The following is a 26,608-nucleotide window of genomic DNA, read 5'->3' as shown; positions in this document are numbered from 1 at the left end:
GTCGTCGCGGGGTACCGCCAATCTCGGGCGCCATGACCCGCACACTCATCGCACCCGCACCCGCACCCGCACCCGCCGCGGACCGGCCGCACCGCAGCGTCCTCGCCGACCGCAACTTCCGGCTTCTCTACACGGCCGACGCGGCCGGCAGGCTCGGCGCGCAAGTCAGCTTCTTGGCGATCCCCGTCCTCGCGCAGACCGTGCTGAACGCAGGAGCGGGTGAGATCGGCGTACTGTCCGCGCTCGGCACCATGGCCTTCCTGATCATCGGCCTGCCCGCAGGGACGTGGGTCGACCGCATGCCCAAGCGGACCCTCCTCCTCGCCGCCAACCTGAGCAGGGTCGCACTGGTCACTTCCCTGCCCGTGGCCTGGGCCTGCGGAGTGCTCACCCTTGCGCAGCTGTACGTGGTCGTGTTCCTCATCGGGGTGGCCACGGTCTTCTTCGACATCGCCCACCTGTCGTACGTGCCCTCCCTCGTCGGTGCGGACCGGCTCGTCGCCGCCAACTCCAGCCTCACCGGACTGAACCAGGTGGCCGACGTCTCCGGACGCGGCATCGGCGGCCTGGTCGTGCAGCTGCTCGGGCCGGCGGCGGCCGTCGTCGTCGACGCGCTGGGCTTCCTGTGGTCGGCGTGGTCGATCGCGCGGATCCGGGCCACCGAGCCGAGCCCGCACCGTACGGCCCGGCCCCGGCTGTGGCGGGAGACGGCCGCCGGGCTGCGCTTCGTGCTCGGCCACCGGGTGCTGCGCGCGCTCGCCGTCAAAGGTGCCGTGACCAACCTCGCCATCCAACTGTGCCAGGTGTCGTTCGTGGTGCTGTGCACGCAGCAACTGCGCCTGTCAGCAGGTGTGTTGGGGCTGGTGCTGTCGGCCGGTGGCATCGGCGGCTTCCTTGGCGCACTCCTCGCACCCGTTGCCGGCCGACGCCTCGGGCACGGCCGCGCCTTGTGGCTCGTCGGCATGTTGACGGGCCCCTTCGCCCTGCTCACTCCGTTCATGGCCCGAGGCCCCATGCTGTGGGTGGCCGCGGTCGGCTGGATGCTCACCATCGTCCAGACCGGCCTGGCCAACGTCCTCGCCGTCAGCACCCGCCAGACCGTGACGCCGCCGGCCATGCTGGGCCGGATGAACGCCACCTACCGGTTCCTGCTCACCGGTGCCCTGTCCGTCGGCGCGCTGCTGGCCGGCCTGATCGGCGCCTGGCTCGGCCCCCGCGCCGCGATCTGTACCGGCGCCGTCCTCATCGCCACCAGCTGGCTCGTCATCTTCTGCTCACCCCTGCGGAACGTACGTCACCTGCACGAACTCGACGACTGAAAGCGGAAGTTGAACGCGAAGGTTGAACGCGACGGTTGAACGGGGCCGCCTCACGGGGTCGGGCCCTTCCCACCGACGGTCTACGCGGCGAGGGCGGCGGGCTCCCCGAGTTGGGAGGCCGCCGTGCGCCACGCGGCCGTCACCGCGGTACGCGCCACGGCCGTGCGCGCGAGGCGGTCACCGATCAGCTCCACGGGCGCCCCTACATGGACATGCATCGAGGGTCGCCGCAGCGGCGCGGTGGCCAGGCCGGCGAGCTGCTTGGCGGCACTGCCCGAAACCAGTCGGCGCGCACCGGCCTGTCCCACGGGCACCACCGGTGCGCCGGTGCGCTCCACCAGCCTGGCCAGCCCACTGCGGAACGCCGCCGGAGCCGCCTCGGCGGCATCCCGCCGCCGCGGCAGACCACCTTCCGCGTAGATCAGGACCAACCGTCCTCGCTCCAGTGCCTTTGCCGCGTTTTCCAACGCCTCAACGGCGCGCAGGTCGCCACGATGGACGGGAATGTGCCCTTCACGACTCAGGGTGCGGCCCAGCAGCGGGATGCGCCACAGACCCGCCGCCGCCATGATGAGCGGCTCGGCGCCCAGGCGGTGCAGGGCGGCGAGCACGACCGCGGGATCCGCCAACGACGTGTGATTGGCGACGATCAAGGTGCCCGGCGCGAAGTCGGCGCCGGGGTCGGCCGTCACCGACAGACGACCGAAGACGGGCACCAGAGCGTCGGCGATGCGGCTGAGCATGAGCGGTCCCCCGGTTTCCTGAACGATACAGACCCTCATCCTCGCCGCTGGGCGCCGCTGTCGCGTGAGTCGCCGTACTCATCCTGGCGGTGCAGCGGTTCGACAGAACCAACAACCTCCGGGGGCGACGTCTCCCGCTTTCCCATCAAATCATCAGGCAGCGCGTGGTGGCGGACCGCGACCACGTTTGGCCGCTCACATGGGCTGGCAACGGGCACGGCCAGCGTGCTCACCACCCAACCGGCAAGGTCGTCCTGGCTGCCAGACACGCTGGCATCGGCATCACGATCAAGGTTGCACAGTTCGCGGACCTTCCGTTACCGTGTTCGACATCTGTAATCGACGCAGAGGAGTGGCGAGAAGCTAAGCGACTTGCGAAGGACCGCGATCGACACGTCCGTTGAGGACGGATCGACGGTTGAGAGGGCCGAGGAAGGCCGGAGTCGGACACAGGATCCGACCACCCCATCTCCGCTGCTTAACCAAGCAGCGTTCTTCACCGAGTTCGTTACGCGTACTCCCACTGCGGGCGGTGCTCCACACCGTGGCATCGCTTCTCGATTACAAGGACCCCTCATGCTTTCCCGCTCATCCGAGCCTGCCGTCGGCGCCTCCACAGGACCGGCCGCGCCGGCCAAGACCACCGCGGTCGTCCTCACCTTGATGGTGGCGGTCTTCCTTTCCCTGCTGGACTCCCAGATCGTCGCCACCGCGCTGCCCCGTGTGATCAGCGATGTCGGTGGACTCGACCAGTTCGCCTGGGTCACCACCGGTTACCTCATCGGCGGCAGCGCGGCCGCCCCCGTGTACGGCAAGCTCGGCGACCTCTTCGGACGCAAACGCGTCTTCATGGCCTCCATCATCGTCTTCCTCGTCGGATCCGCCCTCTGCGGCCTCGCGCAGACGATGGCTCAGCTGATCACCTGCCGTGTGGTCCAGGGCATCGGCAGCGGCGGCCTGTTCATCTCCGTGCTCGCGATCATCGGCGAGCTGTTCTCCCCGCGCGAAGGCGCCCGCTACTACGGCTGGTTCTCCCTCACCTTCGGCGCCGCCTCCCTCGCCGGGCCCACCCTCGGCGGCATCCTGACCGAACTCGCCAACTGGCGCTGGGTGTTCTTCATCAACCTGCCCATCGGCACGGTCGTCCTGCTGATCGTCTCCTCGAAGCTCGACCTACCTGCCCGCCGCCAGAAGGCCCACCTCGACTACGTCGGAATCCTCCTCCTCGTCCTCGCGATCGTCGGCCTCAATGTGCTCACCGGCCAGGCCGGCATCACCTACGACTGGAGCTCCCCAGTCATCCTCGGCCTCACCGCCGGATGCGCCGTCGTCGTGGCGCTCTTCATCCACTCGCAGCGCCGCGCCACCGACCCCGTGATCCCGCTCCGGCTGTTCGCCAACAAGACCTTCACCCTCGTCATCATCCTCGGCTTCCTCTCGGGATTCGTCGGCCTCGGCCTCATCAACTACCTGGTGCTGTGGCTGCAGACCGTACTCACCCTCGACGTCCAGCAATCCGGCTTCGTCCTCACCGCGATGATGCTCGCCGTCGTACTGACCTCCTACGTCAGCACCAAGGTCATCGGGCGCACCGGCTCGTACCGCTGGTTCCCGGTCCTCAGCATGGTCGTCTTCGCGGTCGCCGCGGTGCTGTTCTCCACGGCAGGGCCCTCGACGAGCATCCTGCTCGCCGTCGTCTACATGCTGCTGTTCGGTATCGCCGGCGGCCTCAACTCACAGGCCCTCAGCCTCGCCGCCCGCAACACCGCAAGCACACAAGACATCGGCGCCGTCCAGGGCACCGCGACCCTCATGCGCCAGCTCGGAACCACGCTCGGGGTCTCCTTCTTCGCCACCCTCATGACCAGTCGGCTCAATACCGGACTCCACCACCTCGGCACGTCCGGTGTCGACATCGACAAGCACGGCTCGCTCTCGCCCGAGGTCATCGGCAAGCTGGCCGCTCCCCTCCGGCTCGAAGTCACCGGGGTCTACGCGGACTCGCTCCGCGGCGTCTTCTACGCGGTCATCCCCATCGTCCTCATCGGACTGGTGGCCGCGTTCTTCCTCACGGACGACAAGCTCGCCGGTGCGCAGACGCCGACCGAGCCGGAAAGTTCATCCGCAGACGAGAGCGCCGATTCCGGCTCGGCCGCTCACGGCAATTCCTGACTCACCACTCGACTCGACTCGACGAGTGGATTCCCCGCACGGTGTCCGCCGTGCAGAACACCCCCATAGGAGAAACACGCATGATTCTGGTTACTGGCGCCACCGGCAATGTCGGCAGCGAACTCGTCGCCCGGCTCGCCGCCGAAGGCGTACCCGTGCGGGCCATGACCCGTTCGCCGGAGAAGGCGAACTTCCCCGCCGGCGTCGAGGTCATCGCTGGCGACTTCGACAAGCCGGACACCCTGCCCGCCGCCCTCGCCGGGGTGGAGCGCGTCTTCGTCGTCCCGCCGGGCTACGGCCCCGAGGGCCCGGTCCAGGAAACCACCCTGGTCGCCGCCGCCCACAAGGCCGGTGTCACACACCTGGTCAAGCTCTCCACCAGCGGCGTCGCCTTCGGCGCCACCGACCCTCTCACCTCCGGCCACCGCGCCGGCGAGCAGGTCATCAAGGAGTCCGGCCTGGCGTGGACCATCCTGCGTCCCGGCACCTTCATGGTTTACCTCTACGGCTATGCCGACACCATCCGCAAGGAGCGGACCATGTACGTCACCGAGGGCGACCCGGTCTCCGCCATGATCCACCCGCGCGACATCGCGTCCGTCGCCGCCAACGTCCTCACCACCTCCGGCCACGAAGGCCATGCCTACACCCTGACCGGCAGCGAGGCCCTCAGCCCGCAGCGGCAGGGCGCGATCATCGGTGCGGCCCTCGGCCAGGACGTCAAGGTCGTCGAACGCACCACTGCCGAAGCCCAGGCGGAGTTCGACCGCCTCGGCTGGGGCGGCCCGCGACTTGAGGCCCTGCTTGAGCTCAAGCGCCAATCGGCCGCCTGGGACTGGAAGATCTCCGACTCCGTCGAGAAGATCACCGGCACCATGCCGCTGACCTTGCGCACCTGGGTCGACGAGAACCTCCACATCTTCGGCTGAGCCGACCCGCACACGGCACGGCGGAGGCGTAGTCGGGGCCGGCGCACTGGCCCCGACTGCCCGACGCAAGTCCAGCGTGATCGCGATTCACCGCTGGATTATTTAAGGAAGCTCGCCTGAGTTCAGCCGGTCATTCCGCAATAGCGCGGGCTGGGTTCATCGTCGCTGTCGGGCTCCATGAATTGGGCTCCCTCCCACGAAGGCCATTGCAGCCAGTCGCATCCGAGTTGCCGGAACAGGTCTCGGAGGTTTCTGGCGACGATGCATATTCCGCCCTCGTCTCCGACGACCACCACGGGCAGGGTGGCCAGTTCCTCGCGATCGTCGACGCGCCAGAGCGCATAGATCGAACCGGAATGGCCGGCGTAGGCGAAGCAGAGGAATTGAGTTCCGGGGCGGCAGAGTATGGGTCACTCACCGGCGCTCCGAAGCGGGTCGGAAGATCGCTGAACGCTATCGCCCACGGTTTCGGTAGATGGCCGACGGCTGTTCCTGCGCTTCACGCTCCGAGACAGTGAGCCCGAGCGCGTCCTCCGGGTGGAGGGAAGATGGGCCTAGCAGGCTCGTGGCGATTAGCGCGGTGCGGTGCGGTGCGGTCTGTGTGCCCGTCTATTGCTGCATGTCCAAACAGGGCAGCCGGGCGCGGCCGGGTGCGGCCGGGTGCGGTAGATCAGCCAGCACTCTTGGTCTGCTACTGCTGTAGTTTGGCGAGTTTTCTCCCCCACCGCGATAATGGAGGTGGATCGCCTGAACGGCAGCAGATGAACGCCGCATCACAGGAGCCGAGCCATGGCAGACATCATCTTCGCCAACGGCGGAAACCCCATCACCCCGGACAAGGCCATCATCCATGACAATGAATCGTTCCGGGTTCAATGGTCTGCGCTCAACAACAGCAGTCAGGACTTCCCTGCATTCGTCGACCGCCTGCTGATCCAGAGCATTCCCGAAGGCTGTCCCGGATCCGACGACGTCGATCACGACACTGTTTTCGACAGTGATCAGAACGGCGACCCGAGCGACTTTTCCGAGCCGGATCTGGTGTCCGGCCAGCCCGGGCCTCTGTTGAACCCCTCGGTCGGACCATTTCCTGCCGGGTCGTACAGGCTGACCGTCACCCTGGCCCATGATCTCGGCGTGGGGCACACGACGTTCAACTGCATCAGTGTCGTCGCAGCGGTCTGAGCACGGGGAGTTGTCGAACACTCCGAGTGTTGCCGGCAATCCGTCAGATGGTGCCCGGGCCCACCACAAGGCCACCCTGCGCCTCCCCGCAGGCTGACCGAGCGTGGGCGAAGGAAGAAGAGACGTGAGGGTGGGGGTGGGATCAACGCCCAGTTCGTGACGGAGAAGGCGGGCGTAGGTGCGGTATTGGCGTACGGCCTCGGAGACGTTTCCCTCGGCCATGTGCGCCTGGATCAGGACGCGTTGGGCGGTTTCGCACAGCGGGTCGGCGGCCACTGCGCTCAGTCCGGGGTCGATGGCGGAGCGGTGCTCGCCGCGTTCCGACAGTCGGCCGCACAGCTCTTCCAGGGCGTGGCAGTCGGATCTGCCGGAAGCGCTCCCGTTCGATCGTCACCCAGTCGTCCGGCCAGTCCGGCAGCAGGTCGTAGCGGAAGGAATCCGGCAGGCACTCCGGCGATCCAGTTCCCGGCACTCTCGTTGCTGCTCTACCGCGTGGACTTCGACAAGAGCATGCGGGCGAGCTGGTCGGCACGCGGTGCGGCGGACGGTCGCAGCTGTCTCCCGCTGGACCTGCACTATCTCTTGACCGCTTGGGCGGACGACCCTGAGCATGAGCACCTGACGGTGGGGCGCACGCGGCAGGTGCTGCAGAACGTTGCCGTGCTGTCCGGTCCGCTGCTGGATCCGTCCGGTGACTGGGAGTCGGACGAGGGGGTGCAGCTGATACTGGAGGACCTGTCGGCCCCTGGCTGATCGGCACCGCACGGGTCACCGTCCGGCCGAACGGCACCATCGCGGTCGCCGGCCGGATCGCGTTGCCCGACACCTTCGAGCTGCTCCCCCGCCGCGAACTCAACCGGCGGGTCTTCTCCCTCGGTATCGACATCCCCTCGTGGGTGTCGCGGTCGCCGGCCAGCGGATCGGGATCTTCGCGACCATCCGCGGCGGGCTGGACCTGGTCGCCGGTATCGGGGCCGGACAGCTCCGCGGCACCGGTATTGAGGTCAGCTACGACCCGGACCGGGATGACGCCACGCCACCCAGGTCATGGGCGACACCCGGCTGGTGATCCCGGCCGATGCCGGGCTGCGACTGTTCGTCCAGGGCGGTATCGGCGCCGGCATCCCCGTCGTGAGCGCGACCGCGGGCATCGAGCTCGGCGGTCAACTCGGCCTCGCCGGACAACTCACCGCGGACGTCCACCTGCTCTGGACGCGGTCGCGCGGCCTGGTCCTGAACGCCGAGGCAGGGCTGTCGGCCCAGCCCGTCTTCCGCTTCACCGCCGACGCGTTCGGGCTCGTCACCGCCGATCTGCTGCTCACCACGGTGGAGCTGTACCAGCGGAAAGGGAAACTGGCCGCATTCGACTACGGGTCGATCCTCACCTTCGGCGTCTTCCTGCCGCTCCATGCCGAGGGAGGCCGACTGGACTTCGGCTTCGACAGGATGCGCTTCGAGTACCCGAGCATCGACGCCGCCGAACTCGTCCGCGGTGTGCTCCGCCGCATCATCGACACCTGACGAAGCACAGTGCGCGCCACCCGGGCCCGCTGGTGGCGCACGGCATTTCTCCGGCGAGCTTCGTCACCGCCGTCCGCCGAACTCCCAGTCATGGACCTCGATGTCCGCGTACCGGCTCGGGGACAGGACAGCCCGTGCCGTATCCGGGTCCGGGGCCCGGACCAGCGCTGCCGTGCCCAGCCACCTGGTGCCGTCGTCGGACAGCAGCGGCCCGAACGCGATCAGCTCGTCCTGGTGGGGCGGCACCGCAACGTCGGCGGTCTGCTCCGGACCGAGGCCAAGCACCAGGTACCGATTGCCGTCGGTCCGGCCGCCGGGGAAATCCCACATGGTGCGCCCCAGCATGTTGCGCCACCGGCGCAACAGCACGTCCCGGTACACGCCTGCCTGGTAGTTGGGCTCGTCGAAGGCGAACGCACGGGCCGCAGCAGGATCCGGCAGGTCGACGATGTGCACGCTGCCGGTGGGCGTTTCGCCGTCGGCGGCGAAGGTCGGGCCGCGCGCGATGATCTCCTTCGCATACCGGTCCATGTAGGACCAGTGCTCCTCCAGCAGCTTGTCGCGCAGCGCCCCGGAATCGGCCCGGTCACGGTGGTAGCAGAAGAACTCCATGACCGCAGATCCTCCCCAACGCACGGCAGCATCTCAACACCTTTCGGCGATGCGAGGCCCCCACCCCACCTCCTCACGCGAGGGCGGCGAGGAAAGTGGGCCCGGAGAGGGGAGAAGAAGGAGCACAAAGCTCCGATCGTGAGCGGCCGGACAGACCTCAGGCGCCGGCCAACTCTGCGTTCGCCCGCTCCGTGACCAGTGTCAATACGCGGCCGGCGAGCGCCAGTTCCTCGACCGGAATATCGGCGTACAGCCGGGCGGAGATCTCGGCGGTCTCAGCGGCGGTGCTCTCGCACAGCTCGCGTCCGGCGTCCGTGAGCCGCAACCGGGACGCCTCCGCCGGGTCCTCTTCCAGCAGCTTCGTGGCCGTGAGTTCCTCGATTACGCCGCGCACGACCGACTCGTCGATCTTCAGCGAGCCGGTGACGTCGCCGACGAGCTGGTCCGTGCCGATGGACTCGCCCGCGACGACGACGGCCCGGAGGGCGACACTCTGGTGGAACGTGGCGCCGTGGCGGGCCATTACGCGCTCCACGAGGGCGCGCCCGGCGTAGTGCGCCAGGGCTATGACCCGGCCATTGACTGTGGGTGCGGTGGTGGTCATGACTGCTCCTCGTCGTTGTCTGTGTGCGGATCAAGAGGTGTGTCGAGCAGGGCCGCCAGTTCGCGGGTGAACTGCCGTGCGCGCGGACTGTCCTGTCCCCCGAGCGGCTCCAGCAACTGGTCCAGCAGTCCCTGAACCACCTTGATCGCGCGGCGTGTGACGTCGCGCCCCTGCTCGGTGAGCGTCAGCTGCATGGCGCGCGGGTCGTTCGGATCCCGGGTGCGGGCGACGAGCCCGGCGGCCTCCAGGGCGCGGGCGAGCTTGGAAACGTACAGCGGTTCAAGTCCTGTGGTGTCGGCGAGCTGACGCTGACTGGGTCGCAGCCCGGAGCGCCCCATGCCGTGAAGCGACGCCATCAGCGCGTACTGCGCATGGGTCAGACCCAACGGCGCGACCGCCCGGTCGACGGCCACCCGCCACTTCATCGACAAGCGCCAGACCAGGAACCCTGCTGTGGCGCGCTCAGTTGCTGAACTCATCTGCCATACGGTACATGGCTACTATGTACATGGCTACTAATTGCTCCTCTGCACCGGCACTACTCCGCTGCATCGGCTGCATCGGCTGCATCGGCTGCTACGAGGGTTCCGTGCGGCGATCGAGCAGTACGAGAGCCTGCTCATGCCGGCGATGAGCGAGCCGCCGGGTGTTGCACCGGCCACGACCGTACGGCAGCAACATGTCGGCGACCGCCGAAACACCCCGAGCCTACGGTCCCACCATGAGTACGCACACCTACGCCGCCCACCTGCGCTGGAACGGCTCCACTGCCGCCGGGATCCGCTCCTACTCCCGCGACCACGTCGCCCTCGCACCACCCGCCGCCACGGAAGTGGCATTGAGCGCGGACCCGGCTTTCCGGGGCAGCCCTGAGCGGCTCAACCCGGAACAGCTCGTCGTCATGGCCGCCTCCTCCTGCCAGATGCTGTCCTTCCTCGGCATCGCCGCCCGCGCCGGCATCGACGTGCTGGCCTACGAAGACGAAGCAACCAGTCACCTTGACCTCACGGCCAAGCCCACCCGCTTTGGCGTCATCCACCTGGCCGTCACCGTCCGGGTCGCCACCGGGACCGACGCGGCCGCAGTCCAGGAGCTGGCTGAACAGGCTCACCGTGAGTGCTACATCGCCAACTCGCTCTCGGTGCCCGTCGAAGTGGCCACCACGGTGGTGGCCGCATGACCGCCCACCTGCAGGACCTTGAGGTCCACCTGCCCGACCGGCCGGGCGCACTGGCCGACCTGGGCCAAGCTCTCGGCCGCGCCGGAGTCAGCCTGGAAGGCGGCGGGGTGTTCACCCATGACGGCCAGGCCCTCGCGCACTACCTCATCGACAACGGCCCGCTCGCGCTCCAGGCTGCCAACGAGGCCCAGCTCGGCCCGGCGACCGTCCGGGATGTCGCCATGACCCGGCTGGACCAGGAGACGCCTGGACAACTCGGCGCACTGGCGAGGCGGTTGGGCGATGCAGGCGTCAACGTATTGGTCCAATACAGCGACCATGCCGGCAACCTCGTCCTGGTCGTCGCCGAGGAGCACGCAAAGGCATGCCGTGACGTCCTCGTACGCTGGGAGAACCGCTGACTCCGAGAGGGGAGGCCCTGCCCGGTGACAGCCGAGCCGCGCACGCCCCGGAGCTCCTCCTCCCGCGACAGGTTCAGCAACGGGATGCGGAGGCATCAGCCAGGCATTACCCGCACGCGCACGCGGCCGGCCTCCTTCTTGGCGGTGTTGCGCATGTCCCGCACCCGCGTAACCTCCCACGGCGCGTCCTCCATGGGCCGGTTCGCGCGCTCAACTCCGGGTCGACCTCCTCCGCGTCGTTGAACACCGCTTCCACCGCATCGAGAACCCGCTCGCGAACCCGCTCGCCCGCGGCGGTCTCCACGACTTCGGCCAGCAGGGACGGCTCTTACGCTGCCACGACATCCAAGGCCGACAGCGCGGAGAGATGCTTGGCCTCGGGCCCGTACATGCGACTGAGTCCGGCCGGCGAGGGAGGCTGCCGCAGCACCTCCCGGATGTGGTCCAGGACGAGTGCCCTCTCCGGTCCCCGTGCTTCCTCGCCGCCCCGCTTCACCGCTCCGTCGGGACTCCACCAGGGGTCGAGGGCGATGCCGACGGCCGCCTGGTCGTTCCGATTACCTGGCTCCGATCACATGGGTGCCGTCGTAGTAGGCGGCACTACCGATGCGGCCGACCGAGCGGTACACGGGTTGGACCAGCTGGATCAGCCCGTCGTCGAAGGCCAGCCCGGCCACCACAGACTGGATGGCTTTGGTGGCGCTGAAGGTCCGCTCTACCCGACCTCCGCGGTGACCACCATGGGCGTCTCAGCATCGGCCTGTGCGAGCAGGGCGCCGCCCGGCGCCCACAGCGCGGTGCGGCCACAGCCAGTCCACTCGCCGGCCGGGCCAACATGGTTGGCCATCACCACGTACAGATTGAAGTTCTTGGCGATGCCTGGATACACCGTCGCCAGCTCTTCCACGCCGCCGCCCGTGCCGTACAGCGAGCTGGCCAGATGGACCTGACACCCATCGGCGGCGCCACGGGAGACCAGTTCGGAGAAGTGGTTGTCGAAGCACGTGGCCAGAGCGAAACGAAGCCCTCCGAGCTCAAATCGCCCGTCACGCCGTCCTGCTTGGAACACGTCCTGCTCGTGCTCGAACAAGTGCTGTTTGCGATACGTGGTAATCAGCTCGCCGTCAGCGCCGAAGACCAACGTCTCGATGGCAGGCCGCTCTCCCTCGGCGGGCGCAACACAATTGACGACGCTGGCGACACCAGACGCCCGAACCGCATCCAGGCGCGGATCGTCCGCCTGCACCCGAAGGTCGCGATGGGCAAGCACGGCTTCCAGCTCGTACCCGGTCAGCGCCAGCTCAGGGAAGACCACCAGCTCGGCTCCCTGAACACGCGCCTCGTCGGCGAGGGAAGCCATCTGCTGCACGTTCGCCGAAATATCCGCAGGAACGCAGGTGAACTGGACTGTCGCGATCTTCATGGACCCAGCATGCCAGCCTGCTACGTCGACGGTTGCCAGGGGCGCTGCCAGACACCACGTGATCGAAAAGTCAGGTCCCGTTGGCCCTTGAGCGTGGTAGTTGGGACGTGAGCGTTGGACCTCTACCTGCTACGACGCCCGAGCGTCTGAGCTGCCGAGGGCGCGACACTGTGCTGTTGGCGTCGGCGATGACTTCAAGGCCCGCAGCGAGCACACGCAGCGCGGTGAGGCGGCCTGCTTGAGCGATGGACTGGCCGTGAGTGCCGAGTAGCGGGGTCGGGCGCGCCCGCCTCCCACCGGCCCCCGAAGATCCTCACGACCGCCAGGAACTCTGCCAGGCCGTCTCTCGCGCTGGCCGCTACCGTGCCGGGTCGGTCGCAGGCTGCTGGATCAGGCCATGCAGGGCCGCGATCACCTGGCGGCCCGTCGGGGTGGTGAAGTCGCGTACGAGGTCGGAGGCGAAGCTGGCGACGCCGGTGATCCGGCCTCCGGCTGCCTCGATCTGACGGAAGGCGGCCTGCTCGGTGCGCGGCGAGAGTCCCCCGCAGGCGTCCAGGAGCACGGTGACCTCGAAGCCTGCCGCGATGGCGTCCAGCGCCGTGTGCAGTACGACGATCTCGCTGGTCACGCCGCAGAGAACGAGGCTCTTCCGGAGCTGGGTGGTGATGGCCTGGCGCGTGGGGTCATCGTCCCAGGCACACGGCCCGCTGCGGACGAAGACGGGCGCTGCGGCGATGGACGCCTCCTCGATGACTGCGGGGCCGCCGGGACGCGGCGCCACCGAGAGAGTGACCGGGATGTCCAACAGTTGGGTCAGCTCGGCCAGGAAGCTGACGGATCGCCGGATCGTGGCCGGTGGAGTCGTGCTGCTGAGCTCGACGATGCCTTCCTGGAGGTCGGCGAGATGCAGTTGGACGGTGGCAGGGCTGAGCATGGCGGGCCCTTTCGGTTTCAGTCACACAACGAATCATTCAAGATCTGAATGATTCTCCTAATGTAGCATGCCCTTCGTGGCCCTCAGCAAGGTGAACTCCAGCGTCGTTTTCCGCCTCGGCGTGCTCGGGGCGATGGCAACCGATCTCTTCGCGGCCCGCATCGAGCCCCATGAACTCAAGCCCAAACACGTCGGATTGATGGTCGTGCTGGACGCCGGGACGGCTTCCTCGCAGCTTGAGGTCGCCGGGGTGATGGGTGTCGCGCCCAGCCTGGTCGTAGCACTCGCCGACCACCTCCAGAAGCTCGGTGCGATCGAGCGGGTAAGGGACCCGGCCGACCGCCGACGCCAGGTACTGACGCTCACCGAGCACGGCCGGGAGCTGCTCGCGGTCTGCGGAGAACTGGCGCAGTCCACCGACGCCGAATTCACCGCAGAGCTCACCGCGTCGGAAAGCGCCGTACTCACCGGCCTGCTGGACCGGCTGGCCGCCCGTCAGGGGCTGCCCTCTCCAGCCAACGACCGCAAATGATCTTCATGCGATACTTGCGGCAGCTGACTGGGGCCGGACCCACCAGCAAGGTCAGGATCTACCGCTGAGCTCCAGCTCTACGAGTGCGCTGTATGGGGGGCGGCCCGATTCGCCAAACGGCCGGACGGTCTCGCTGACCGTTACACCGTTTGCGTGTCGTTGTTTACGCGCCGCCGCCCACGCGTCGTTGTTTACGCGCCGCGCCCACGCGTCGTTGTTTATGTGCCGTTGCCTGCCGTCTGTACGTCGCTTGAGGCGGTAGGAGGGCAGCGCCGAAACGCAGGTCGGATGCCGGCCCGGAGCCGGCGGCTACGTCGGGTGCGGGTGGTGGCGTGCCTGTTTGTCTGTGTCGGTCAGGGCGATGCGGGCGGTGATGTGCTTACCGACCGGCTCCTGCTCGATGAAGAGGGCCTCCGCGACCGCCTTGACGATCTCCAGACCGTGCTGGCCGATCCTGCCGGGATCGGTGGCTCGGGCCGCAGGGACGGTGGGGTCGCTGTCCCATACGAAGACGTCCACGCTGGCGGCGTTGATGCGCAGCTCCATCAGAGCCGGGCCGGGTGCGTACTTGCGGGCGTTGGTGACCAGCTCGCTGACCACCAGCTGAACGAGGTCCCTCGCACGTGCAGGCACCGACAGCTGATGGATATCGTGGGCCTGGTCGAGGAAAGCCATGGCGTAGTGGCGAGCATCAGCGATGCACCCGTCGTCCCCGTCCAGGGCGTAGCCGGCACGCATCAGATGCTCATGCATCGCCCCACAGCCGTCCGCGTCGGCATGGGAATCCACCAACCCCACCTCACTCCCGGTTCACGCCCGCGTCAGTACCCAGCCTGCCGCCATGCATACCGCAGGAGGTGCCATTCGGCACGGTCCATCCTGATGCGTCCGGTCATCGGGGTGGGCGGAATCGTCCGCGCACGCCTCCGGCGGTCGTGGGGCTCGCCTGCAGCACGGTGTCTCAATGCCTTCCAATAGGGCGGCCGAACGAGCCGACGAGTCGACCACAGCCGCGGGACGCGCCACGACGCCCTCGGCATCCGTGCGCCTGTCTGACGCCACTGACGCCACCCCAGGCACATTCCTGCACCGCGACCAAGGCTCGCCTGCCGCTGCTTCAAAGCGATGTCATCCCAGCGCGGTAGCCGCCCAGTTCAGCGACTACGCCCCACCGATGGAGTAGAAGGGTGCTGTCGCCAGTCGTGCGCGGCTATCGTCGGGTAGATGACGTCTCACTTACGGCGCCTCACCATCCCGGGCCAAGATCCTGCGGCTCTCGCTCGGTTCTGGAGCGGGGTGCTGCTCCGGCCGGTGGTTAACGGCAGTGACGGTCTTCACCTGCAGATGGTCGAAGGGAATGAGCCGCAGGCTCTGTACTTCACAACAGCCTCGGCCCAGTCCGTCCCAAGCGGCGGACCGTTCCTCAGTATTGGGGCACTCTGCGGCACACTCACCGACGAGGTCGAACGGCTCATTTCCCTCGGGGCCGTGCTTCTCCACGACTCCCCCGACGGTTCCCGTTCCGTGATGATGGCGGACCCAGAAGGCCATACGTTCATGGTCGAGTTGAGCGAAGAAGAGCTCATGGATGACGAATTCGGCCTGACACGGTAAGGCGCTGTATCGCGGAGGCCCTGGTCAATGCCCGCGATGCTTTCCATCGTTGAGTGCTTGCCGGGCGTCACCTCACCCGGCTTCCACATCCGCCCGCCCCCACCGGCCGGGGCCCCCTCCATGGAGTTGAGGGTGGGGAGGGTGCCGGCCCACAGCGTGTGCGCCGGCATCCACCCCCAGGCAAGGTGCTGGTGCTGAACATGGCGAGGTGTTCAGCTCCCGCGTGACGGACGGCTCAGGTCAGTCCCACTGCTCATCCGCGAGAGAGCTGACCGGCTGCGGCTTGCCAATAACAGCAACGGCGATGAAGAAGCTGATCTGGCCGATCGCAATGGTGAGAGTGGCCAGTGCCTTGTCGTCGTAGTGCTTGGACACCTCGGCGTACAGTTCGTCGGAGACGCGCTCCTTGCCGTGCGGCGCGGGCTGCAGGGTGGCCTCCACCAGGGCCAGCGCGGCACGTTCGGCGTCGCTGAAGTACGGGGCGTCCTGCCAGGAGGCGACCGCGGTGATGCGCTCCTCCGATTCGCCGGACTTCCGCAGGAAGCCGGTGTTCAGCACCGTCAGGTAGGTGTTGCCGACGATCTGTCCCGCACGCAGGTGGACCAGGCTCATCGTGGTACGCGGCACCGAGCGGTTACCCGTGGCCCTGAACAGCGCGGCGCTGACGTCGTTCAACTCAGGTACGAGTTCGGCCGGGTTCGGCATCCGGGAGATCGAGGTGTTCGTCATGAGCAACTCCTTCACATCGGCCTGTTGGCGGCGGCTTCACTGCACCGACGGGCCAACCCACCAAGGTGTGACAGGAACCCGAGGAAATTTTTCTCGCCGCGCTACGGACCGACCTGGTTGCGGCGCGTACGGACGGACGCGACGCCGCACGAGCTCAAGCGCTGTGCTCCCGGTGAGTCAGCAAGCCGGCCGAGAGCGGTCCCGCAGCCCCCACCCGCCCGCTACCGCTTCGCCCATCGACCCACCGGTTCAGTCACACCAGCAGGGCGCCCCCAGGCATCGCCCCCCGGATCAGGGAGGCCGCCCCAAGGGCCATGCCAGTCACGGCGGATCGTGCCAGTCACGGCGGATCAAGCCCACGTCTCGTTCCACACCAACCCGCCGTACGAATGGCCAGACAGCACCCGATGGCGTACCAGAAGCTGCCGAGTGGCGGCCCGCCGGATCCGCCGTCATCCTTTTCGAGAGGGGCCTCTGGAGTCGTCACCTCCGACATCGCCACCTCTGGAGCCGGCATGGCAGTCCACTTCGACATCAATCTGATCGTCGTCGCTGAGGAGACGTTCACCCCGACGGAGTCGAAGCAGGTCAATGACTCCGTGGACATCATGAAGACGATCTTCGCCACCCATGGTCCAGTGATCGGCACGGTCAACCGCTTCAAGATCGACCTCACTGTCGCCGGGGCGAACGCAATGGTCCGGGGAGTGGCCGACGCCATGGCACTGGCCGACCGGTTTGCCGTGCGCAGCAACGACGCTCTCGACGTCTTCGTCGTGAAGCGCATTTTCGACCCCAAGGCCGACGGGTACTCCCCCACGCCCGGCGCGTGCGGGAAGAACAAGGCCAAAGGTCGGCTGAGAGCGCCGGTGGTGTCCCTGAACGGCAGCGCGGCGGACAGCGGCAACACCTTCGCCCACGAGGTCGGTCACTTTCTGGGCCTGCCGCACTGCGAGAAGGACGAATCGCTGTGCGGCCCCGCGAACTTCATGCGGGCGCAATCGGGCACCAACACGGGGGTCACGCCCGCCCAGGCGGTCAAGATGATCGCCCATTGCCAGGTCACCCTGTAGGTCAGACCCCTGTCGGACCCCTGTCAACCCTTATCAGACCCCTGTCGGGCCCCAGCGGTCTTCAGTCAGACACACAGGGCCCCTGTCAGCCCCAAGGGGTTGCGAGAGAGGCGCGGAGAGCACCATGACCGACCGCATCGACCAACTGCTCGCGTCCAAGGACGGGGCGGACCCCGCGCTCCTGGCCGCGCTCGATGCCGGCGACCTCGCCGACGTCCTCGGGCGTGCGCTCGCCGCGGAGGACGAAGACCGGGTCCGCGCTCTGGGCGTCCTCTCCCTGATCGACCCGAGCCCGCTGGGGGCGCTGTCACAGGCAGTCGGACAGGTGCTGGCGGAACCTGCGCCGGACCCCTTCACAGTTGCCGCAGCGCTCGACCGGGCGACGGTGATGGGCCGCGACGCCGTGCCGTTCGCCCAGGCCGCGGCGCTCTCCGACGACCCGGTCATCGCGCTGGCCGCCTGGCGCACCCTGCAGCAGGTGGCCCTCTCCGATTCCCTGAGCGCCCTCGCCCAGATGGCGCCCCCGCCCGGGGATCCGGTCGGCGATCAGGCCGCCTTCGCGCTGTCGGTGATCGCCTACCGGGCAGGGTTGGCGGGCTTTGAGCTCACCGCCCCGGAAGACACGGGCATCGTTGCCATCCCGGCCGACGAGAACGACGTGTTCTTCATCAACACCTCGGCGCCGACGGCGGAGGACGTCACGCTGCTCGGCCGGATGTCGGCCGGTGAGCTGTACATGGTGCGGCCCGAACAGCAAGGGATGCTCGCCATCGAGTGCGGCGATGAACGGATGCTGCTCTGTATCGACTCCGACATCCAGATGGGTATGCCGGACACGTTCCTGCAGGGCCCGTCGCTGGCCGGAGTGGTCACCACGCTCGCGCCGCTCGGCACGGACTATTCCGTGCGCTACCTGGTTCTCACCTGGCCCGACGGCACCGGTGGATTCCACGTGCTGCTCTGCCAGCCCGATGGGGTTCAGGTCTATTACGGCCACGCCCACAGCGACGAGATCACCGAGGGGACGGCCACCTTCGGCCTCTTCGCCGTCGACCGGCCCGGTGCCTGCCCCGTCTCCCTCACGCCGAGCGTGACCGCGAACGGAGTCACCCTCGGCGGCGACTGCCTGTCGATGACCGGGACCGTCACCGACCGGCTGGAGCCGGAACCCACGGACTGAGCCTCCCGGCCTCTGGGCCAGAGGCCTCTTGGTGGTGCAGGCTGCTCACTGGGACTCCGTGCCCCTGACAGATCGCGCAGACCGCGCAGACCGCGCAGCTCTCGAAGGCGAGGGGCAGGGGTGTCGATAGTGGCTTGTCGGCTCCGTCTCAGGGACGGATGCGGCCACCGTGGCCGCTCCACACCGAGGAGACCCACCATGGCGATTCAGCGGATGGACAACGTCCTCATCGTGGTCGACGACCTGGACGCTGTGATTGCGTTCTTCGTCGAACTGGGCATGGAGCTGGAGGGCAAGGCGCCGCTGGAGGGACGTTGGGCGGAGCGCGTCATCGGGCTCGATGACGTCCGACAGGACATCGCCATGCTGCGGACCCCGGACGGTCACGGCCGAGTGGAGCTGGCGAAGTTCCACCGGCCGAAGGCCATCGTCGCCGAGCCGAAAGACGCGCCGGCGAACACGCTGGGCATGCGTCGCATCATGTTCGCCGTCGACGACATCGAGAACGTCATCGCCCGCCTGCGCACCCACGGTGCCGAACTCGTCGGCGAGCTGGAGCAGTACGAGGACATCTATCGGCTCTGCTACGTCCGCGGCCCCGAGGGCATCATCGTCGGACTGGCCGAGCAGCTCGGCTGACCCTTCGTATCGTTCACACGCCCCGGGGCCTCGGGTGTGGCTTCACCCTTCGGGCTCGCACAGGCGCACTGCCAGGGCGGCGATGTCGTCGTCCAGGCGTCCTCTGCTGTAGCGGAGGAGGTCGCGGTGGAGGGCCATGAGCAGCTCGTGGGGCGGGGTCGGGGGCTGCTGGCTCATCCAGGCCGCCAGCGGGAAGAATCCGCCGTCGCGGGCGCGGGCCTCGGCGATCCCGTCGGTATAGAGAAGCAGCAGGTCGCCGGGGGCGAAGGCGAAGGTGTCGGTGGTGTAGTGATCACCGATCAGCTCCGCGAGGTTGAGCAGCGGCGAGGGGGTGGTGGGTTCGAGGGCGCGGAGTTCTTCGCGGTTCAGAAGCAGCGGCGGGGGGTGTCCGCAGTTGAGGATCTCGATGCGCCGGCCCTCGTGCGGGATCTCGACCAGAAGGGCGGTGGCGAAGCGCTCCATCGGCCCCTCGGGGGGAAAGGCCGCGTTGTAACGGGTGCTGCTGGCGTCCAGCCGGCGCGCGACGCTGACCAGGTCGGCCTCGCCGTAGGCCGCCTCCCGGAAGGAGTTGACGATCGCCGCGGCCGCCCCTACAGCCGGCAGGCCCTTGCCCCGCACATCGCCGATGAGCAGCCGGACCCCGTATCGCGTGTCGACCACCTCGTAGAAGTCCCCGCCGATACGGGCCTCCGCCGCGGCGGCGAGATACAGCGAGTCGATCTCGACGCTTCCGAAGCGGCGCGGCATCGGGCTCAGCACCACCTGCTGCGCCGCGTCGGCGACGAGCCGCACCTGAAAGAGGGTCCGCTCCCGCTGGAGCCGGACATGACTTCCGTACGCGGCCGCCACGGTGACGGCGATGATCCCCGCAGCCGTCCACCACGTCCCCAGACCGGGGAACACCAGGCTGAGGCCGATCATCAAGAAGAGGCAGACCGTGCCCAGCAGGACGGTGGGGAGCACCGGCCACATGGCGGCGGCCAGGGCCGGCGCCGCGGGCAGGAGGCGGCTGAAGGCCACTTCCGGCGGAGTGGCATATGCCAGGCTGGCGATGACGACGGTCAGGATCACCGGCGACAGCCGCACAAGCCACCGGCCGTGGCGACGACGGAGCCGCGGCCGTCCAGACTCGATCACACTCCACAGAATATCCACGCAAAGAGGACGTAGCGCTCTGACAGATCCGAGCCGGTCACCTTGAGTCGGATTCGTTCGCGTGTTCGATATATGACAGGATGCGGGAATGGCGAAGGAACGTGAAGAGTCTCGGACATTCGGCACCGGTGAGCCTGCGCCTTGGGCACCCGGGCCGGGGATCCCCGATGACCTGCTGAGGGCGAAGACGCTGGTGTATGACCCGAGTGGGTTCACGTGCTCGCCGCCGGCGCCCGAAGCGGAGAGTGCCGAGTACGGGGCCTGCACGTTCACGTTGGACGGGCTCTCGGTCAGGTTCCGCGTGGCCAAGACGACCCCGACGAAGGTCGGCCAGTTCGTCACGGTGTGGAAGAGGTCCGGGGGCGGGCCGATCCAGCCCTTCGATGCCGAGGACCCCGTTGATCTGTTCGTCATCAGTGCCTGCGAGGGCGAACGGTTCGGACAGTTCGTGTTCCCACGAGAAGTGCTCCGTGAACGGGACATCGTGTCGACGAACGGTTCCGGCGGGAAACGGGCCTTCCGCGTCTATCCGCCGTGGGTGACCACCACCAACCGCCAAGCCCGCAGCACACAGACCTGGCAGGTGCAACACTTCCTGCAGCTGTCCGACGACGAGCCCCTCGACGTTCCCCGCGCCCACGCGCTCTACCACCCCCATGGGAACTGTTGACGCTGCTTGACCGCCAACAGGCGCCTCGTGCGGGCGATCGCGTGAGCTGACGGGCTTGGCCGGGAGGGGCCGATGGGCTCTCAGTGAAGGTCTTACGCCTTGCCGGCGCGGGGCCGCTGGGCCCACACCGGCAAGGCTTCGGTGTTCAGGGTTCCCGCTCTCAACCTCTGGGCAACGATTTGCCCGCAGCGAGGTGGCGCAGCGTGGTGATGGAGGGGGTGAAGGCGTACACGGAGCCCTTGGTGGTGACGCACTGCGCCATGGTGATCGTGGCCTTCGGTCCGCGCGGGGGGTCGAGCGCGATCTCGCCACCGCCGTCGGGCCCGGTGACCTTGTCGAGGCAGTTGGGGGCGCCCGACTTGCCCGGGGTGAACTTCTCGTTGTTGGACCAGCTCGCCTGGACGAATTCGAACTGCTCGTCAATCGAGGTGCCGTAACAGACGAACATCAGCCCGCGGTCCGCCGTGGGGTCTTCCTCCAGGAGGGGGCCGTAGGGAATGCCCCGGCGCATGATGCGGTTGCTGTCCACGGGGATGTTGGGGCTGGCCTTGCGGGGGTTGGTCCGGCGGATGTGCGCGGCGCAGGGCGTCTGGCCGCCGTCCGGGTCGTTCGCGTAGTCGAAGTCGTTGGCGTCGCTGCCGAGGCCCTTCACGCGGTCGGTGGGGGTCGCCAGGGGGGTGCCGTCCAGGTGCCTGCCGACCAGGCACGCTCCCAGTTGGGTTGCGTCGAGTTCCGGCTCGAAGTTCTCGGCCTGCTCTGCCACCGCGTCGCGCCAGCCCTGGACGTCCTGGCTCATGCGGCGCACGACCTGGAGCGAACCGTTCTTCATCCAGGCAGGGCCGGTGCGCTTCGTGCTGTTCGGCTCGGTCTTGTAGCCGAAGACGAACTCACCCGGTTCGATGAGCTTGGCTCCGGGGCGGTTCTCGCGGTAGCCAGGGTTGGTGGGCTCCTCGCGGTGGAAGTCCTTGACGCCCGGCTGGGAGATGCCGTCCTTGAAGCCGAAGTGCTCATGCCCCTTCAGCTTGCCGGGCAGGGTCTGGCCGTCGTCCTGATGGACCAGCGTCATGTCGTGCGCCTCGTCCGCGGCCTTGATGTTCTGCAGCTTCGCTTCGAGCGCCTCCTTGCTGTCCGAGGCCACCAGGAGGATCGCGTGCACCATGGTGTTGGGCGAGCCGAACAGCCAGTTCTTCGGGTCGCTCGGCCCGGTGTCGCTGAGTCGCGCGGCACTCGCGGCCGCACCGTTGAGCAGCTGCGGGAAGTTCTTGAGGTCTTCCCTGAGCACCTGCTCGCTGTCCGCGGCGACATTGAGCAGTCCCGGGAAGGTGAGGGAGACCCCGACCCAGGTCGCCTGCTGCGCCGGGTCCTGGCCGTACGCCCGGCGGGCCAGGGAGAACTCCTCGTTGAAGTCCTCCACGTCGGCGGTCACCGCCACGCTGTTGAGGATCACGGACAGCCATCCGCGCCCCTTCGCCTTGTCCTCGGGGAACCGCATGTAGCGGAACGCCATGTGGTCCTTGTTGAACGCGGCCAGGACATTGCCCTGGATCTCCCGCGACGTACGCAGGGTGGGTGTGGGCAGCTGCTCCATTGCGGGCGCAGCCGTGGGGCGCACGCGGGTGGTGGTCATGCGACACTCCCAATCACATAGAGTGGTTGTATGATTACGAATATGTCATTGTGAAAATTTCCGTCGTTTTAAACAGGTGCTGCGCCAGTCGAGTCCCGAGGTCGGCCGACGAGCAGGGAGCCCTGCGGTAGTGCGCCATTGCGGTGGTCGGCACCTGTCTGCGAGTGCCGAAGCGCGATGCCCGGCGCACTGCGATCGATCCCGGTGGCGCACACTGAGCCGGCCAGGAGGCACGTGTGGTTCCGACAGGAGCTGACGACAACGACGAGACCCTGACCTGCGGACCGCATCCGCTGCGCCATTACGCCTTGTTGGCCGATGGGGAGCGAGGCGTTCTGGTCGGTCCACGGGGAGAGTTCGTCTGGATGTGCGCTCCCCGCTGGGACTCCGGAGCGGTCTTCTCCGCCCTGATCGGCGGGCCGGGCAGCTACGCGGTAACGCCGATGAGCCGCAATGTCTGGGGCGGCTACTACGAAGCGGGCTCACTGATCTGGCGCAGCCGCTGGGTCACCGACGACGGTGTGGTGGAGTGCCGTGAGGCCCTCGCCTTCCCCGGAGACCCGCACCGGGCCCTGATCCTTCGCCGCGTCATCGCCCGCGAGAAGACCGCAAAGCTCCGGGTGGTCCTGGAACCCTCCGCCGACTTCGGACACCACTCCCTGCGCGACCTGGCACGGCACGACGACGGGACGTGGCATGCCCGATCCGGCGACCTGGCTCTGCGTTGGTCCGGGTGTGCCTGGGCGAGACCGGCCGGCCCGGGGGCATGCCGGTTGACGGCTGAGCTGACGGTCGAGGCCGGGACGCACCACGACCTGGTCCTGGAAATCAGCGACCAGGCACTGCCCAGCCGCCCGCCCGACGCGGCCACGGTGTGGGAGGACACGGAGGCCGCATGGCGCCGAGAGGTGCCAGAGCTGGGCAACGCCATCGGTCGACGCGACGCCCAGCAGTCATTCGCCGTGCTGCGCGGACTGACCGGTTCGGCGGGCGGGATGGTGGCATCGGCGACCACGAGCCTGCCGGAACGAGCGGAGGCGGGCCGCAACTACGACTACCGCTACGTATGGATCCGGGACCAGTGCTACGCCGGCCAGGCGGCCGCCGCGGCCGGCGCCCACCCGCTGCTCGACGACGCCGTACGGTTCCTCACGGCCCGGCTGCACGAGGACGGTCCCCGGATGGCTCCCGCCTACACGGTCGACGGTCGCAGAATTCCCAGGCAGCAGCAGTTGAGCCTGCCCGGCTATCCGGGAGGCTTCGACCGCATCGGGAACCAGGTCAGCGACCAATTCCAGCTCGACGCCTTCGGCGAGGCCCTCCTGCTGCTCGGCACGGCCGCCCGCCACGACCGGCTCGATGCCGACGCCCGGCGAGCTGCGTCCCTCGCCGCCGATGCCATCGCGCGCCGCCATCACGAGCCCGACGCCGGCGTATGGGAACTGTCGCCCCGCCACTGGACCCACAGCCGGCTCATCTGCGCCGCAGGACTGCGTGCGATCGCCCGGGCCAAGGTCTCCCCGACGCGGTCGGCGGAGTGGCTGGCGCTGGCGGACCGGCTGGTTTCCGCGGCCGCCGCCGAGTGCCTGCATCCGTCGGGGCGTTGGCAACGGTCCCCCGATGACCCGGGGTTGGACGGTGCCCTGCTCTTTCCTCCGTTGCGGGGAGCGCTCCCGGCCGACGACCCGCGTACGGTCGCGACGCTGCGGGCCTACGTCGGGGAACTGTCGCAGGATCATTTCGCCTACCGGTTCCGCCACGACGACCGACCGCTGGAGGAAGCCGAAGGCGCCTTCCTCCTGTGTGGCTTCGCGACGGCGCTGGCCGAGCACCAGCAAGGCAACGAGGTGGCGGCCCACCGCTGGTTCGAACGCAACCGCACAGCCTGCGGTCCCCCAGGGCTCTTCTCCGAAGAGTACGACGTCGTACAACGTCAGATGCGCGGCAATCTGCCCCAGGCATTCGTCCATGCGTTGATGTTGGAATGCGCCGTCCGCCTGGCCGAACCCTGGCGTGCAACGTAAGACCGTGCTTCCCGGGGGCCCGCCTCACCCCGGTGGTAGGGATATCCCCACCGCCTCCGTCCCCCAGCCGGTGGAGGTGAAGTACAGCCGGTCGATGCTGTCGGCGGCGGGGGCCGAACGGCGAGGCTCGGGGCATGAAAGAGCTACCTGTGCGGGCCGCTCGGTGGAGTGCGTTGCACCCCTGGCGGGCGATTGTTGGTTGGTTGGTTTTCGTGGTGGTGTGCCTCGGGCTGGGGGCGGCGGTGGGGACCCACAGCGCCTCGACCGAGGACTACCGGGTCGGTGAGGCCGGCCGGGCCGAGGCGATGGCGGCCGAGGGGCATCTGCAGCGGAAACCCGTGGAGCAGGTGCTGGTGTCCGCGAAGGGCGGGACGCCGGACCGGCGCGGTATCGACGCCGCGGCGCATGAGGTCGCCGCACGGATGAGGACGTTGCCCGAGGTCGAGAGCGTGGCCGAGCCCCGGGCCGCGCACCACGGGCGCACCCCGGTGGTCATGGTCGAAGTGACCATGAGGGGCGCGGAGTTGGATGCGCGTCAGCACGTCGGGCCGTTGCGGGCGCAGACCGCTGCGGTGCAGCGGAGCCATCCGGAGCTGGTGGTGGAGGAGACCGGGGGCCCGTCCATCAGTCAGGGGGTGGATGCCCAGCGCGGTAGTGACCTCGCGCTCTCCGAGGCGATCACGCTGCCGGCCACTTTGATCACACTGCTGCTGGCGTTCGGCTCGCTGGTGCTGGCCGTGGTGCCGTTGCTGCTGGCGCTGTCGTCGATCGCGGCGGCCCTGGGGCTGTCCATGCTGGCCTCGCACCTCTTCCCCGATGCGGGCGTCGGGACCAATGTCATCATCCTGATCGGACTCGCGGTGGGTGTCGACTACACCCTCTTCTACCTCAAGCGGGAGCGGGAGGAGCGGGCGCGGTCCGGCGGCCGGCTCGGTCCGGAGGCGGTGGTGGAGCTGGCCGCGGCGACCTCGGGACGGGCGGTCGTGGTGTCCGGGCTGGCGGTGGCGGTCTCGACGGCCACGCTGTACCTGGCCGCGGACGTGATCTTCTCGTCGCTGGCCACCGGCACCATCGTGGTCGTCCTGGTGGCCGTGGCGAGTTCGTTGACGGTGCTGCCCGCGGTGCTGGTCAAGACCGGACAGCGGGCCGAACGGCGGGCGCAACGCCGGGCGGGCGCACCCGGTCCGCGGTGGCAGCGAGCGGCCCGGACCGGCCGGAACGGGGCGGGTCGCGGCGGCCGGGTGTGGGCGGCGCTGACCCGGCCGGCGAGCCGGCGACCGGTACTGACGCTGGCCGTGTCGGTGCTGCTCCTGCTGGGTCTGTCCGCTCCGCTCGCGGGCCTGAAACTGGTCGAGATGGGCCGGGACACGCACTCGCGGGAAGTACCGGCGATGCGGACGTACGACCGGCTGAACGCGGCGTTCCCGGAGCACCGGGTCACCCATCAGGTCGTGGTGCGGGCCCGGGCGGACCGCGCCGGAGCGGTGGCCGGAGCGCTCACGGAGCTGGGACGCCGTACGCAGGCCGACCCCCTGTTCACCGGCCGCCCGCGACTGCGTACGTCGGAGGACCGGCGCATCAGCGTGCTGGAGCTGTCCGTGCCGTACCTGGGGAACTCCGCGAAGGCGCGGACGTCCCTGGACCACCTGCGGAGCACCTACCTGCCCGCCACGGTCGGGCGGATACCCGGTGCGGAGGCGGGGGTGACCGGTGACGTCGCCCGGACCACGGACTACCCGGCCCACCAGAGCGCCAAGCTGCCGCTGGTCATCGGTGCGCTCCTGCTGGTCACGTTCGTCATGACGGCGCTGGCGTTCGGCTCCGTGGTGCTGGGGCTGCTCGGCGTCGCGCTCAACCTGCTGTCGGCCTCGGCCGCGCTGGGGCTGCTGGTGCTGGTCTTCCAGGGCACCTGGGCCGAGGGTCTGTTGGGCTTCCACTCCACCGGGGCGATCGGCTCCCGGGTTCCGCTGTTCCTCTTCGTGATCCTCTTCGGGCTGTCGATGGACTACCAGGTGTTCGTGGTCAGCCGAATCCGGGAGGCCGTCCTGCGGGGCGTGCCGACGCGCCAGGCGGTGCTCGACGGGATCGGCAGCTCGGCCGCGGTGGTGACCAGTGCGGCGGTCGTGATGGTGACCGTGTTCGCCAGCTTCGTCTTCCTGCATCTGATCGAGATGAAGCAGATCGGGTTCGTGCTGGCGGCGGCGGTGCTGCTGGACGCCTTCATCATCCGGATCCTGGTGCTGCCGGCGGCCATGACGCTGCTGGGCGAGGCGAGTTGGTGGCCGGCGCGCGGGCTGCGGCGGACGCGACGGACGGCGCCCGTGCCGGTCGGCGTAGGTTGA

General features: G+C 68.4%; 27 protein-coding genes and 1 pseudogene. 17 read left to right on the top strand and 11 right to left on the bottom strand.

The genetic code is table 11. The features are described 5' to 3' along the window. The first annotated feature begins 32 nt into the window (after positions 1–32). Entirely contained in the window at positions 33–1,319 is a 1,287-nt protein-coding gene (locus AB0E02_RS00900; protein WP_362134523.1) for an MFS transporter, read from the top strand. Positions 1,320–1,399: 80 nt separating this feature from the next. Here AB0E02_RS00900 and AB0E02_RS00895 read toward each other — a convergent pair whose 3' ends face one another. Next, positions 1,400–2,062, bottom strand: coding sequence for a lysophospholipid acyltransferase family protein (locus AB0E02_RS00895; protein WP_362134521.1), 663 nt, complete (start codon positions 2,060–2,062; stop codon positions 1,400–1,402). Between the two features lie 576 nt (positions 2,063–2,638). On the opposite strand from AB0E02_RS00895, the gene AB0E02_RS00890 reads away from it, so the two are divergent. The 3 genes from AB0E02_RS00890 (at position 2,639) to AB0E02_RS00880 (ending at position 6,348) form a co-directional block, all read left to right on the top strand. Next, complete coding sequence (locus AB0E02_RS00890) at positions 2,639–4,234, top strand: MDR family MFS transporter (protein WP_362134519.1); 1,596 nt, start codon at positions 2,639–2,641, stop codon at positions 4,232–4,234. Positions 4,235–4,314: 80 nt separating this feature from the next. Further along, positions 4,315–5,163, top strand: a complete 849-nt coding sequence (locus AB0E02_RS00885) for an SDR family oxidoreductase (protein WP_362134517.1) — start codon at positions 4,315–4,317, stop codon at positions 5,161–5,163. A gap of 789 nt (positions 5,164–5,952) precedes the next feature. Then, positions 5,953–6,348, top strand: coding sequence for a hypothetical protein (locus AB0E02_RS00880; protein ID WP_362134515.1), 396 nt, complete (start codon positions 5,953–5,955; stop codon positions 6,346–6,348). Between the two features lie 177 nt (positions 6,349–6,525). On the opposite strand, the pseudogene AB0E02_RS00875 reads toward AB0E02_RS00880, so the two are convergent. Further along, a pseudogene (locus tag AB0E02_RS00875) lies at positions 6,526–6,675 on the bottom strand (bacterial transcriptional activator domain-containing protein); the annotation flags it as partial. Between AB0E02_RS00875 and AB0E02_RS00870 the strand changes: the two are divergent. The 3 genes from AB0E02_RS00870 (at position 6,655) to AB0E02_RS00860 (ending at position 7,869) form a co-directional block, all read left to right on the top strand. Next, complete coding sequence (locus tag AB0E02_RS00870) at positions 6,655–7,101, top strand: Pvc16 family protein (protein ID WP_362135530.1); 447 nt, start codon at positions 6,655–6,657, stop codon at positions 7,099–7,101. The pseudogene AB0E02_RS00875 and the gene AB0E02_RS00870 overlap by 21 nt on opposite strands. 139 nt (positions 7,102–7,240) lie before the next feature. Then, positions 7,241–7,417 carry a hypothetical protein gene (locus tag AB0E02_RS00865; protein WP_362134513.1) on the top strand — a complete coding sequence of 59 codons (177 nt, stop codon included), beginning with the start codon at positions 7,241–7,243 and terminating at the stop codon, positions 7,415–7,417. Further along, on the top strand, positions 7,396–7,869 hold the full coding sequence (locus AB0E02_RS00860; RefSeq protein WP_362134511.1) for a hypothetical protein: 474 nt from the start codon (positions 7,396–7,398) through the stop codon (positions 7,867–7,869). Before AB0E02_RS00865 ends, AB0E02_RS00860 begins: the two co-directional genes overlap by 22 nt. 63 nt (positions 7,870–7,932) lie before the next feature. On the opposite strand, the gene AB0E02_RS00855 is transcribed toward AB0E02_RS00860, so the two are convergent. From AB0E02_RS00855 to AB0E02_RS00845, 3 genes are all read right to left on the bottom strand, one after another. Continuing rightward, the gene (locus AB0E02_RS00855) at positions 7,933–8,481 is read right to left on the bottom strand and encodes a YciI family protein (protein WP_362134509.1); all 549 of its coding nucleotides are present in this window, start codon (positions 8,479–8,481) and stop codon (positions 7,933–7,935) included. Positions 8,482–8,638: 157 nt separating this feature from the next. Beyond that, positions 8,639–9,085: a MarR family transcriptional regulator gene (locus AB0E02_RS00850; RefSeq protein ID WP_362134507.1), complete on the bottom strand. Its 447-nt coding sequence runs from the start codon at positions 9,083–9,085 to the stop codon at positions 8,639–8,641. Next, the gene (locus tag AB0E02_RS00845) at positions 9,082–9,564 is read right to left on the bottom strand and encodes a MarR family transcriptional regulator (RefSeq protein WP_362134505.1); all 483 of its coding nucleotides are present in this window, start codon (positions 9,562–9,564) and stop codon (positions 9,082–9,084) included. Before AB0E02_RS00845 ends, AB0E02_RS00850 begins: the two co-directional genes overlap by 4 nt. 242 nt (positions 9,565–9,806) lie before the next feature. Between AB0E02_RS00845 and AB0E02_RS00840 the strand changes: the two genes are divergently transcribed. Both AB0E02_RS00840 and AB0E02_RS00835 read left to right on the top strand, forming a co-directional pair. After that, positions 9,807–10,265: an OsmC family protein gene (locus AB0E02_RS00840; protein WP_362134503.1), complete on the top strand. Its 459-nt coding sequence runs from the start codon at positions 9,807–9,809 to the stop codon at positions 10,263–10,265. Continuing rightward, the gene (locus AB0E02_RS00835) at positions 10,262–10,666 is read left to right on the top strand and encodes an ACT domain-containing protein (protein ID WP_362134501.1); all 405 of its coding nucleotides are present in this window, start codon (positions 10,262–10,264) and stop codon (positions 10,664–10,666) included. The genes AB0E02_RS00840 and AB0E02_RS00835 overlap by 4 nt, the downstream gene beginning before the upstream one ends. Positions 10,667–11,381: 715 nt before the next feature. Here the strand turns inward: AB0E02_RS00835 and AB0E02_RS00830 are convergent. Beyond that, positions 11,382–12,089 carry a carbon-nitrogen hydrolase family protein gene (locus tag AB0E02_RS00830; RefSeq protein WP_362134499.1) on the bottom strand — a complete coding sequence of 236 codons (708 nt, stop codon included), beginning with the start codon at positions 12,087–12,089 and terminating at the stop codon, positions 11,382–11,384. Positions 12,090–12,447: 358 nt separating this feature from the next. Then, entirely contained in the window at positions 12,448–13,023 is a 576-nt protein-coding gene (locus tag AB0E02_RS00825; protein WP_362134497.1) for an isochorismatase family protein, read from the bottom strand. A gap of 76 nt (positions 13,024–13,099) precedes the next feature. Between AB0E02_RS00825 and AB0E02_RS00820 the strand changes: the two genes are divergently transcribed. After that, positions 13,100–13,555 carry a MarR family winged helix-turn-helix transcriptional regulator gene (locus AB0E02_RS00820; protein ID WP_362134495.1) on the top strand — a complete coding sequence of 152 codons (456 nt, stop codon included), beginning with the start codon at positions 13,100–13,102 and terminating at the stop codon, positions 13,553–13,555. Between the two features lie 309 nt (positions 13,556–13,864). Here AB0E02_RS00820 and AB0E02_RS00815 read toward each other — a convergent pair whose 3' ends face one another. Beyond that, the gene (locus tag AB0E02_RS00815) at positions 13,865–14,344 is read right to left on the bottom strand and encodes an ATP-binding protein (RefSeq protein WP_362134493.1); all 480 of its coding nucleotides are present in this window, start codon (positions 14,342–14,344) and stop codon (positions 13,865–13,867) included. A gap of 435 nt (positions 14,345–14,779) precedes the next feature. Here AB0E02_RS00815 and AB0E02_RS00810 point away from each other — a divergent pair, with 435 nt between their 5' ends. Next, positions 14,780–15,169, top strand: a complete 390-nt coding sequence (locus AB0E02_RS00810) for a VOC family protein (RefSeq protein ID WP_362134491.1) — start codon at positions 14,780–14,782, stop codon at positions 15,167–15,169. Between the two features lie 240 nt (positions 15,170–15,409). On the opposite strand, the gene AB0E02_RS00805 is transcribed toward AB0E02_RS00810, so the two are convergent. After that, a complete protein-coding gene (locus AB0E02_RS00805; protein WP_362134489.1) occupies positions 15,410–15,898 on the bottom strand; it encodes a carboxymuconolactone decarboxylase family protein in 489 nt (162 codons plus the stop codon). A 407-nt stretch (positions 15,899–16,305) separates the two neighbouring features. Between AB0E02_RS00805 and AB0E02_RS00800 the strand changes: the two genes are divergently transcribed. The 3 genes from AB0E02_RS00800 (at position 16,306) to AB0E02_RS00790 (ending at position 18,790) form a co-directional block, all read left to right on the top strand. Continuing rightward, positions 16,306–16,971, top strand: a complete 666-nt coding sequence (locus AB0E02_RS00800; protein WP_362134487.1) for a hypothetical protein — start codon at positions 16,306–16,308, stop codon at positions 16,969–16,971. A gap of 124 nt (positions 16,972–17,095) precedes the next feature. Next, positions 17,096–18,151: a hypothetical protein gene (locus AB0E02_RS00795; protein ID WP_362134485.1), complete on the top strand. Its 1,056-nt coding sequence runs from the start codon at positions 17,096–17,098 to the stop codon at positions 18,149–18,151. A gap of 198 nt (positions 18,152–18,349) precedes the next feature. Continuing rightward, positions 18,350–18,790: a VOC family protein gene (locus AB0E02_RS00790; RefSeq protein ID WP_362134483.1), complete on the top strand. Its 441-nt coding sequence runs from the start codon at positions 18,350–18,352 to the stop codon at positions 18,788–18,790. A gap of 42 nt (positions 18,791–18,832) precedes the next feature. On the opposite strand, the gene AB0E02_RS00785 is transcribed toward AB0E02_RS00790, so the two are convergent. Next, a complete protein-coding gene (locus tag AB0E02_RS00785; protein ID WP_362134481.1) occupies positions 18,833–19,927 on the bottom strand; it encodes a PP2C family protein-serine/threonine phosphatase in 1,095 nt (364 codons plus the stop codon). A 106-nt stretch (positions 19,928–20,033) separates the two neighbouring features. On the opposite strand from AB0E02_RS00785, the gene AB0E02_RS00780 reads away from it, so the two are divergent. Beyond that, complete coding sequence (locus AB0E02_RS00780; protein WP_362134479.1) at positions 20,034–20,615, top strand: MepB family protein; 582 nt, start codon at positions 20,034–20,036, stop codon at positions 20,613–20,615. Between the two features lie 160 nt (positions 20,616–20,775). Here the strand turns inward: AB0E02_RS00780 and AB0E02_RS00775 are convergent, their stop codons facing one another. Beyond that, positions 20,776–22,242 (bottom strand): Dyp-type peroxidase, encoded by a 1,467-nt coding sequence (locus AB0E02_RS00775; RefSeq protein WP_362134477.1) that lies wholly within the window; start codon positions 22,240–22,242, stop codon positions 20,776–20,778. A 236-nt stretch (positions 22,243–22,478) separates the two neighbouring features. Here AB0E02_RS00775 and AB0E02_RS00770 point away from each other — a divergent pair, with 236 nt between their 5' ends. Together AB0E02_RS00770 and AB0E02_RS00765 are read left to right on the top strand one after the other, a co-directional pair. Then, positions 22,479–24,266 (top strand): glycoside hydrolase family 15 protein, encoded by a 1,788-nt coding sequence (locus AB0E02_RS00770; RefSeq protein ID WP_362134475.1) that lies wholly within the window; start codon positions 22,479–22,481, stop codon positions 24,264–24,266. Between the two features lie 134 nt (positions 24,267–24,400). Next, complete coding sequence (locus AB0E02_RS00765) at positions 24,401–26,608, top strand: MMPL family transporter (protein ID WP_362134473.1); 2,208 nt, start codon at positions 24,401–24,403, stop codon at positions 26,606–26,608.

Origin of the sequence: Streptomyces sp. NPDC048196, from assembly GCF_040652715.1 — a bacterium.
In the GTDB taxonomy this organism is placed as follows: Bacteria; Actinomycetota; Actinomycetes; order Streptomycetales; family Streptomycetaceae; genus Streptomyces; species Streptomyces siderophoricus.
Note: the sequence above shows the minus strand (reverse complement) of the source record. Positions and strands in the feature narration are given on the sequence as shown.

Coding starts and splice junctions, on each gene's coding strand:
- AB0E02_RS00900 (WP_362134523.1), top strand. CDS start 33: ATGACCCGCACACTCATCGCACCCGCACCCGCACCCGCACCCGCCGCG.
- AB0E02_RS00895 (WP_362134521.1), bottom strand. CDS start 2,062: ATGCTCAGCCGCATCGCCGACGCTCTGGTGCCCGTCTTCGGTCGTCTG.
- AB0E02_RS00890 (WP_362134519.1), top strand. CDS start 2,639: ATGCTTTCCCGCTCATCCGAGCCTGCCGTCGGCGCCTCCACAGGACCG.
- AB0E02_RS00885 (WP_362134517.1), top strand. CDS start 4,315: ATGATTCTGGTTACTGGCGCCACCGGCAATGTCGGCAGCGAACTCGTC.
- AB0E02_RS00880 (WP_362134515.1), top strand. CDS start 5,953: ATGGCAGACATCATCTTCGCCAACGGCGGAAACCCCATCACCCCGGAC.
- AB0E02_RS00860 (WP_362134511.1), top strand. CDS start 7,396: ATGGGCGACACCCGGCTGGTGATCCCGGCCGATGCCGGGCTGCGACTG.
- AB0E02_RS00855 (WP_362134509.1), bottom strand. CDS start 8,481: ATGGAGTTCTTCTGCTACCACCGTGACCGGGCCGATTCCGGGGCGCTG.
- AB0E02_RS00850 (WP_362134507.1), bottom strand. CDS start 9,085: ATGACCACCACCGCACCCACAGTCAATGGCCGGGTCATAGCCCTGGCG.
- AB0E02_RS00845 (WP_362134505.1), bottom strand. CDS start 9,564: ATGAGTTCAGCAACTGAGCGCGCCACAGCAGGGTTCCTGGTCTGGCGC.
- AB0E02_RS00840 (WP_362134503.1), top strand. CDS start 9,807: ATGAGTACGCACACCTACGCCGCCCACCTGCGCTGGAACGGCTCCACT.
- AB0E02_RS00835 (WP_362134501.1), top strand. CDS start 10,262: ATGACCGCCCACCTGCAGGACCTTGAGGTCCACCTGCCCGACCGGCCG.
- AB0E02_RS00830 (WP_362134499.1), bottom strand. CDS start 12,089: ATGAAGATCGCGACAGTCCAGTTCACCTGCGTTCCTGCGGATATTTCG.
- AB0E02_RS00825 (WP_362134497.1), bottom strand. CDS start 13,023: ATGCTCAGCCCTGCCACCGTCCAACTGCATCTCGCCGACCTCCAGGAA.
- AB0E02_RS00810 (WP_362134491.1), top strand. CDS start 14,780: ATGACGTCTCACTTACGGCGCCTCACCATCCCGGGCCAAGATCCTGCG.
- AB0E02_RS00805 (WP_362134489.1), bottom strand. CDS start 15,898: ATGACGAACACCTCGATCTCCCGGATGCCGAACCCGGCCGAACTCGTA.
- AB0E02_RS00800 (WP_362134487.1), top strand. CDS start 16,306: ATGGCGTACCAGAAGCTGCCGAGTGGCGGCCCGCCGGATCCGCCGTCA.
- AB0E02_RS00795 (WP_362134485.1), top strand. CDS start 17,096: ATGACCGACCGCATCGACCAACTGCTCGCGTCCAAGGACGGGGCGGAC.
- AB0E02_RS00790 (WP_362134483.1), top strand. CDS start 18,350: ATGGCGATTCAGCGGATGGACAACGTCCTCATCGTGGTCGACGACCTG.
- AB0E02_RS00780 (WP_362134479.1), top strand. CDS start 20,034: ATGGCGAAGGAACGTGAAGAGTCTCGGACATTCGGCACCGGTGAGCCT.
- AB0E02_RS00775 (WP_362134477.1), bottom strand. CDS start 22,242: ATGACCACCACCCGCGTGCGCCCCACGGCTGCGCCCGCAATGGAGCAG.
- AB0E02_RS00765 (WP_362134473.1), top strand. CDS start 24,401: ATGAAAGAGCTACCTGTGCGGGCCGCTCGGTGGAGTGCGTTGCACCCC.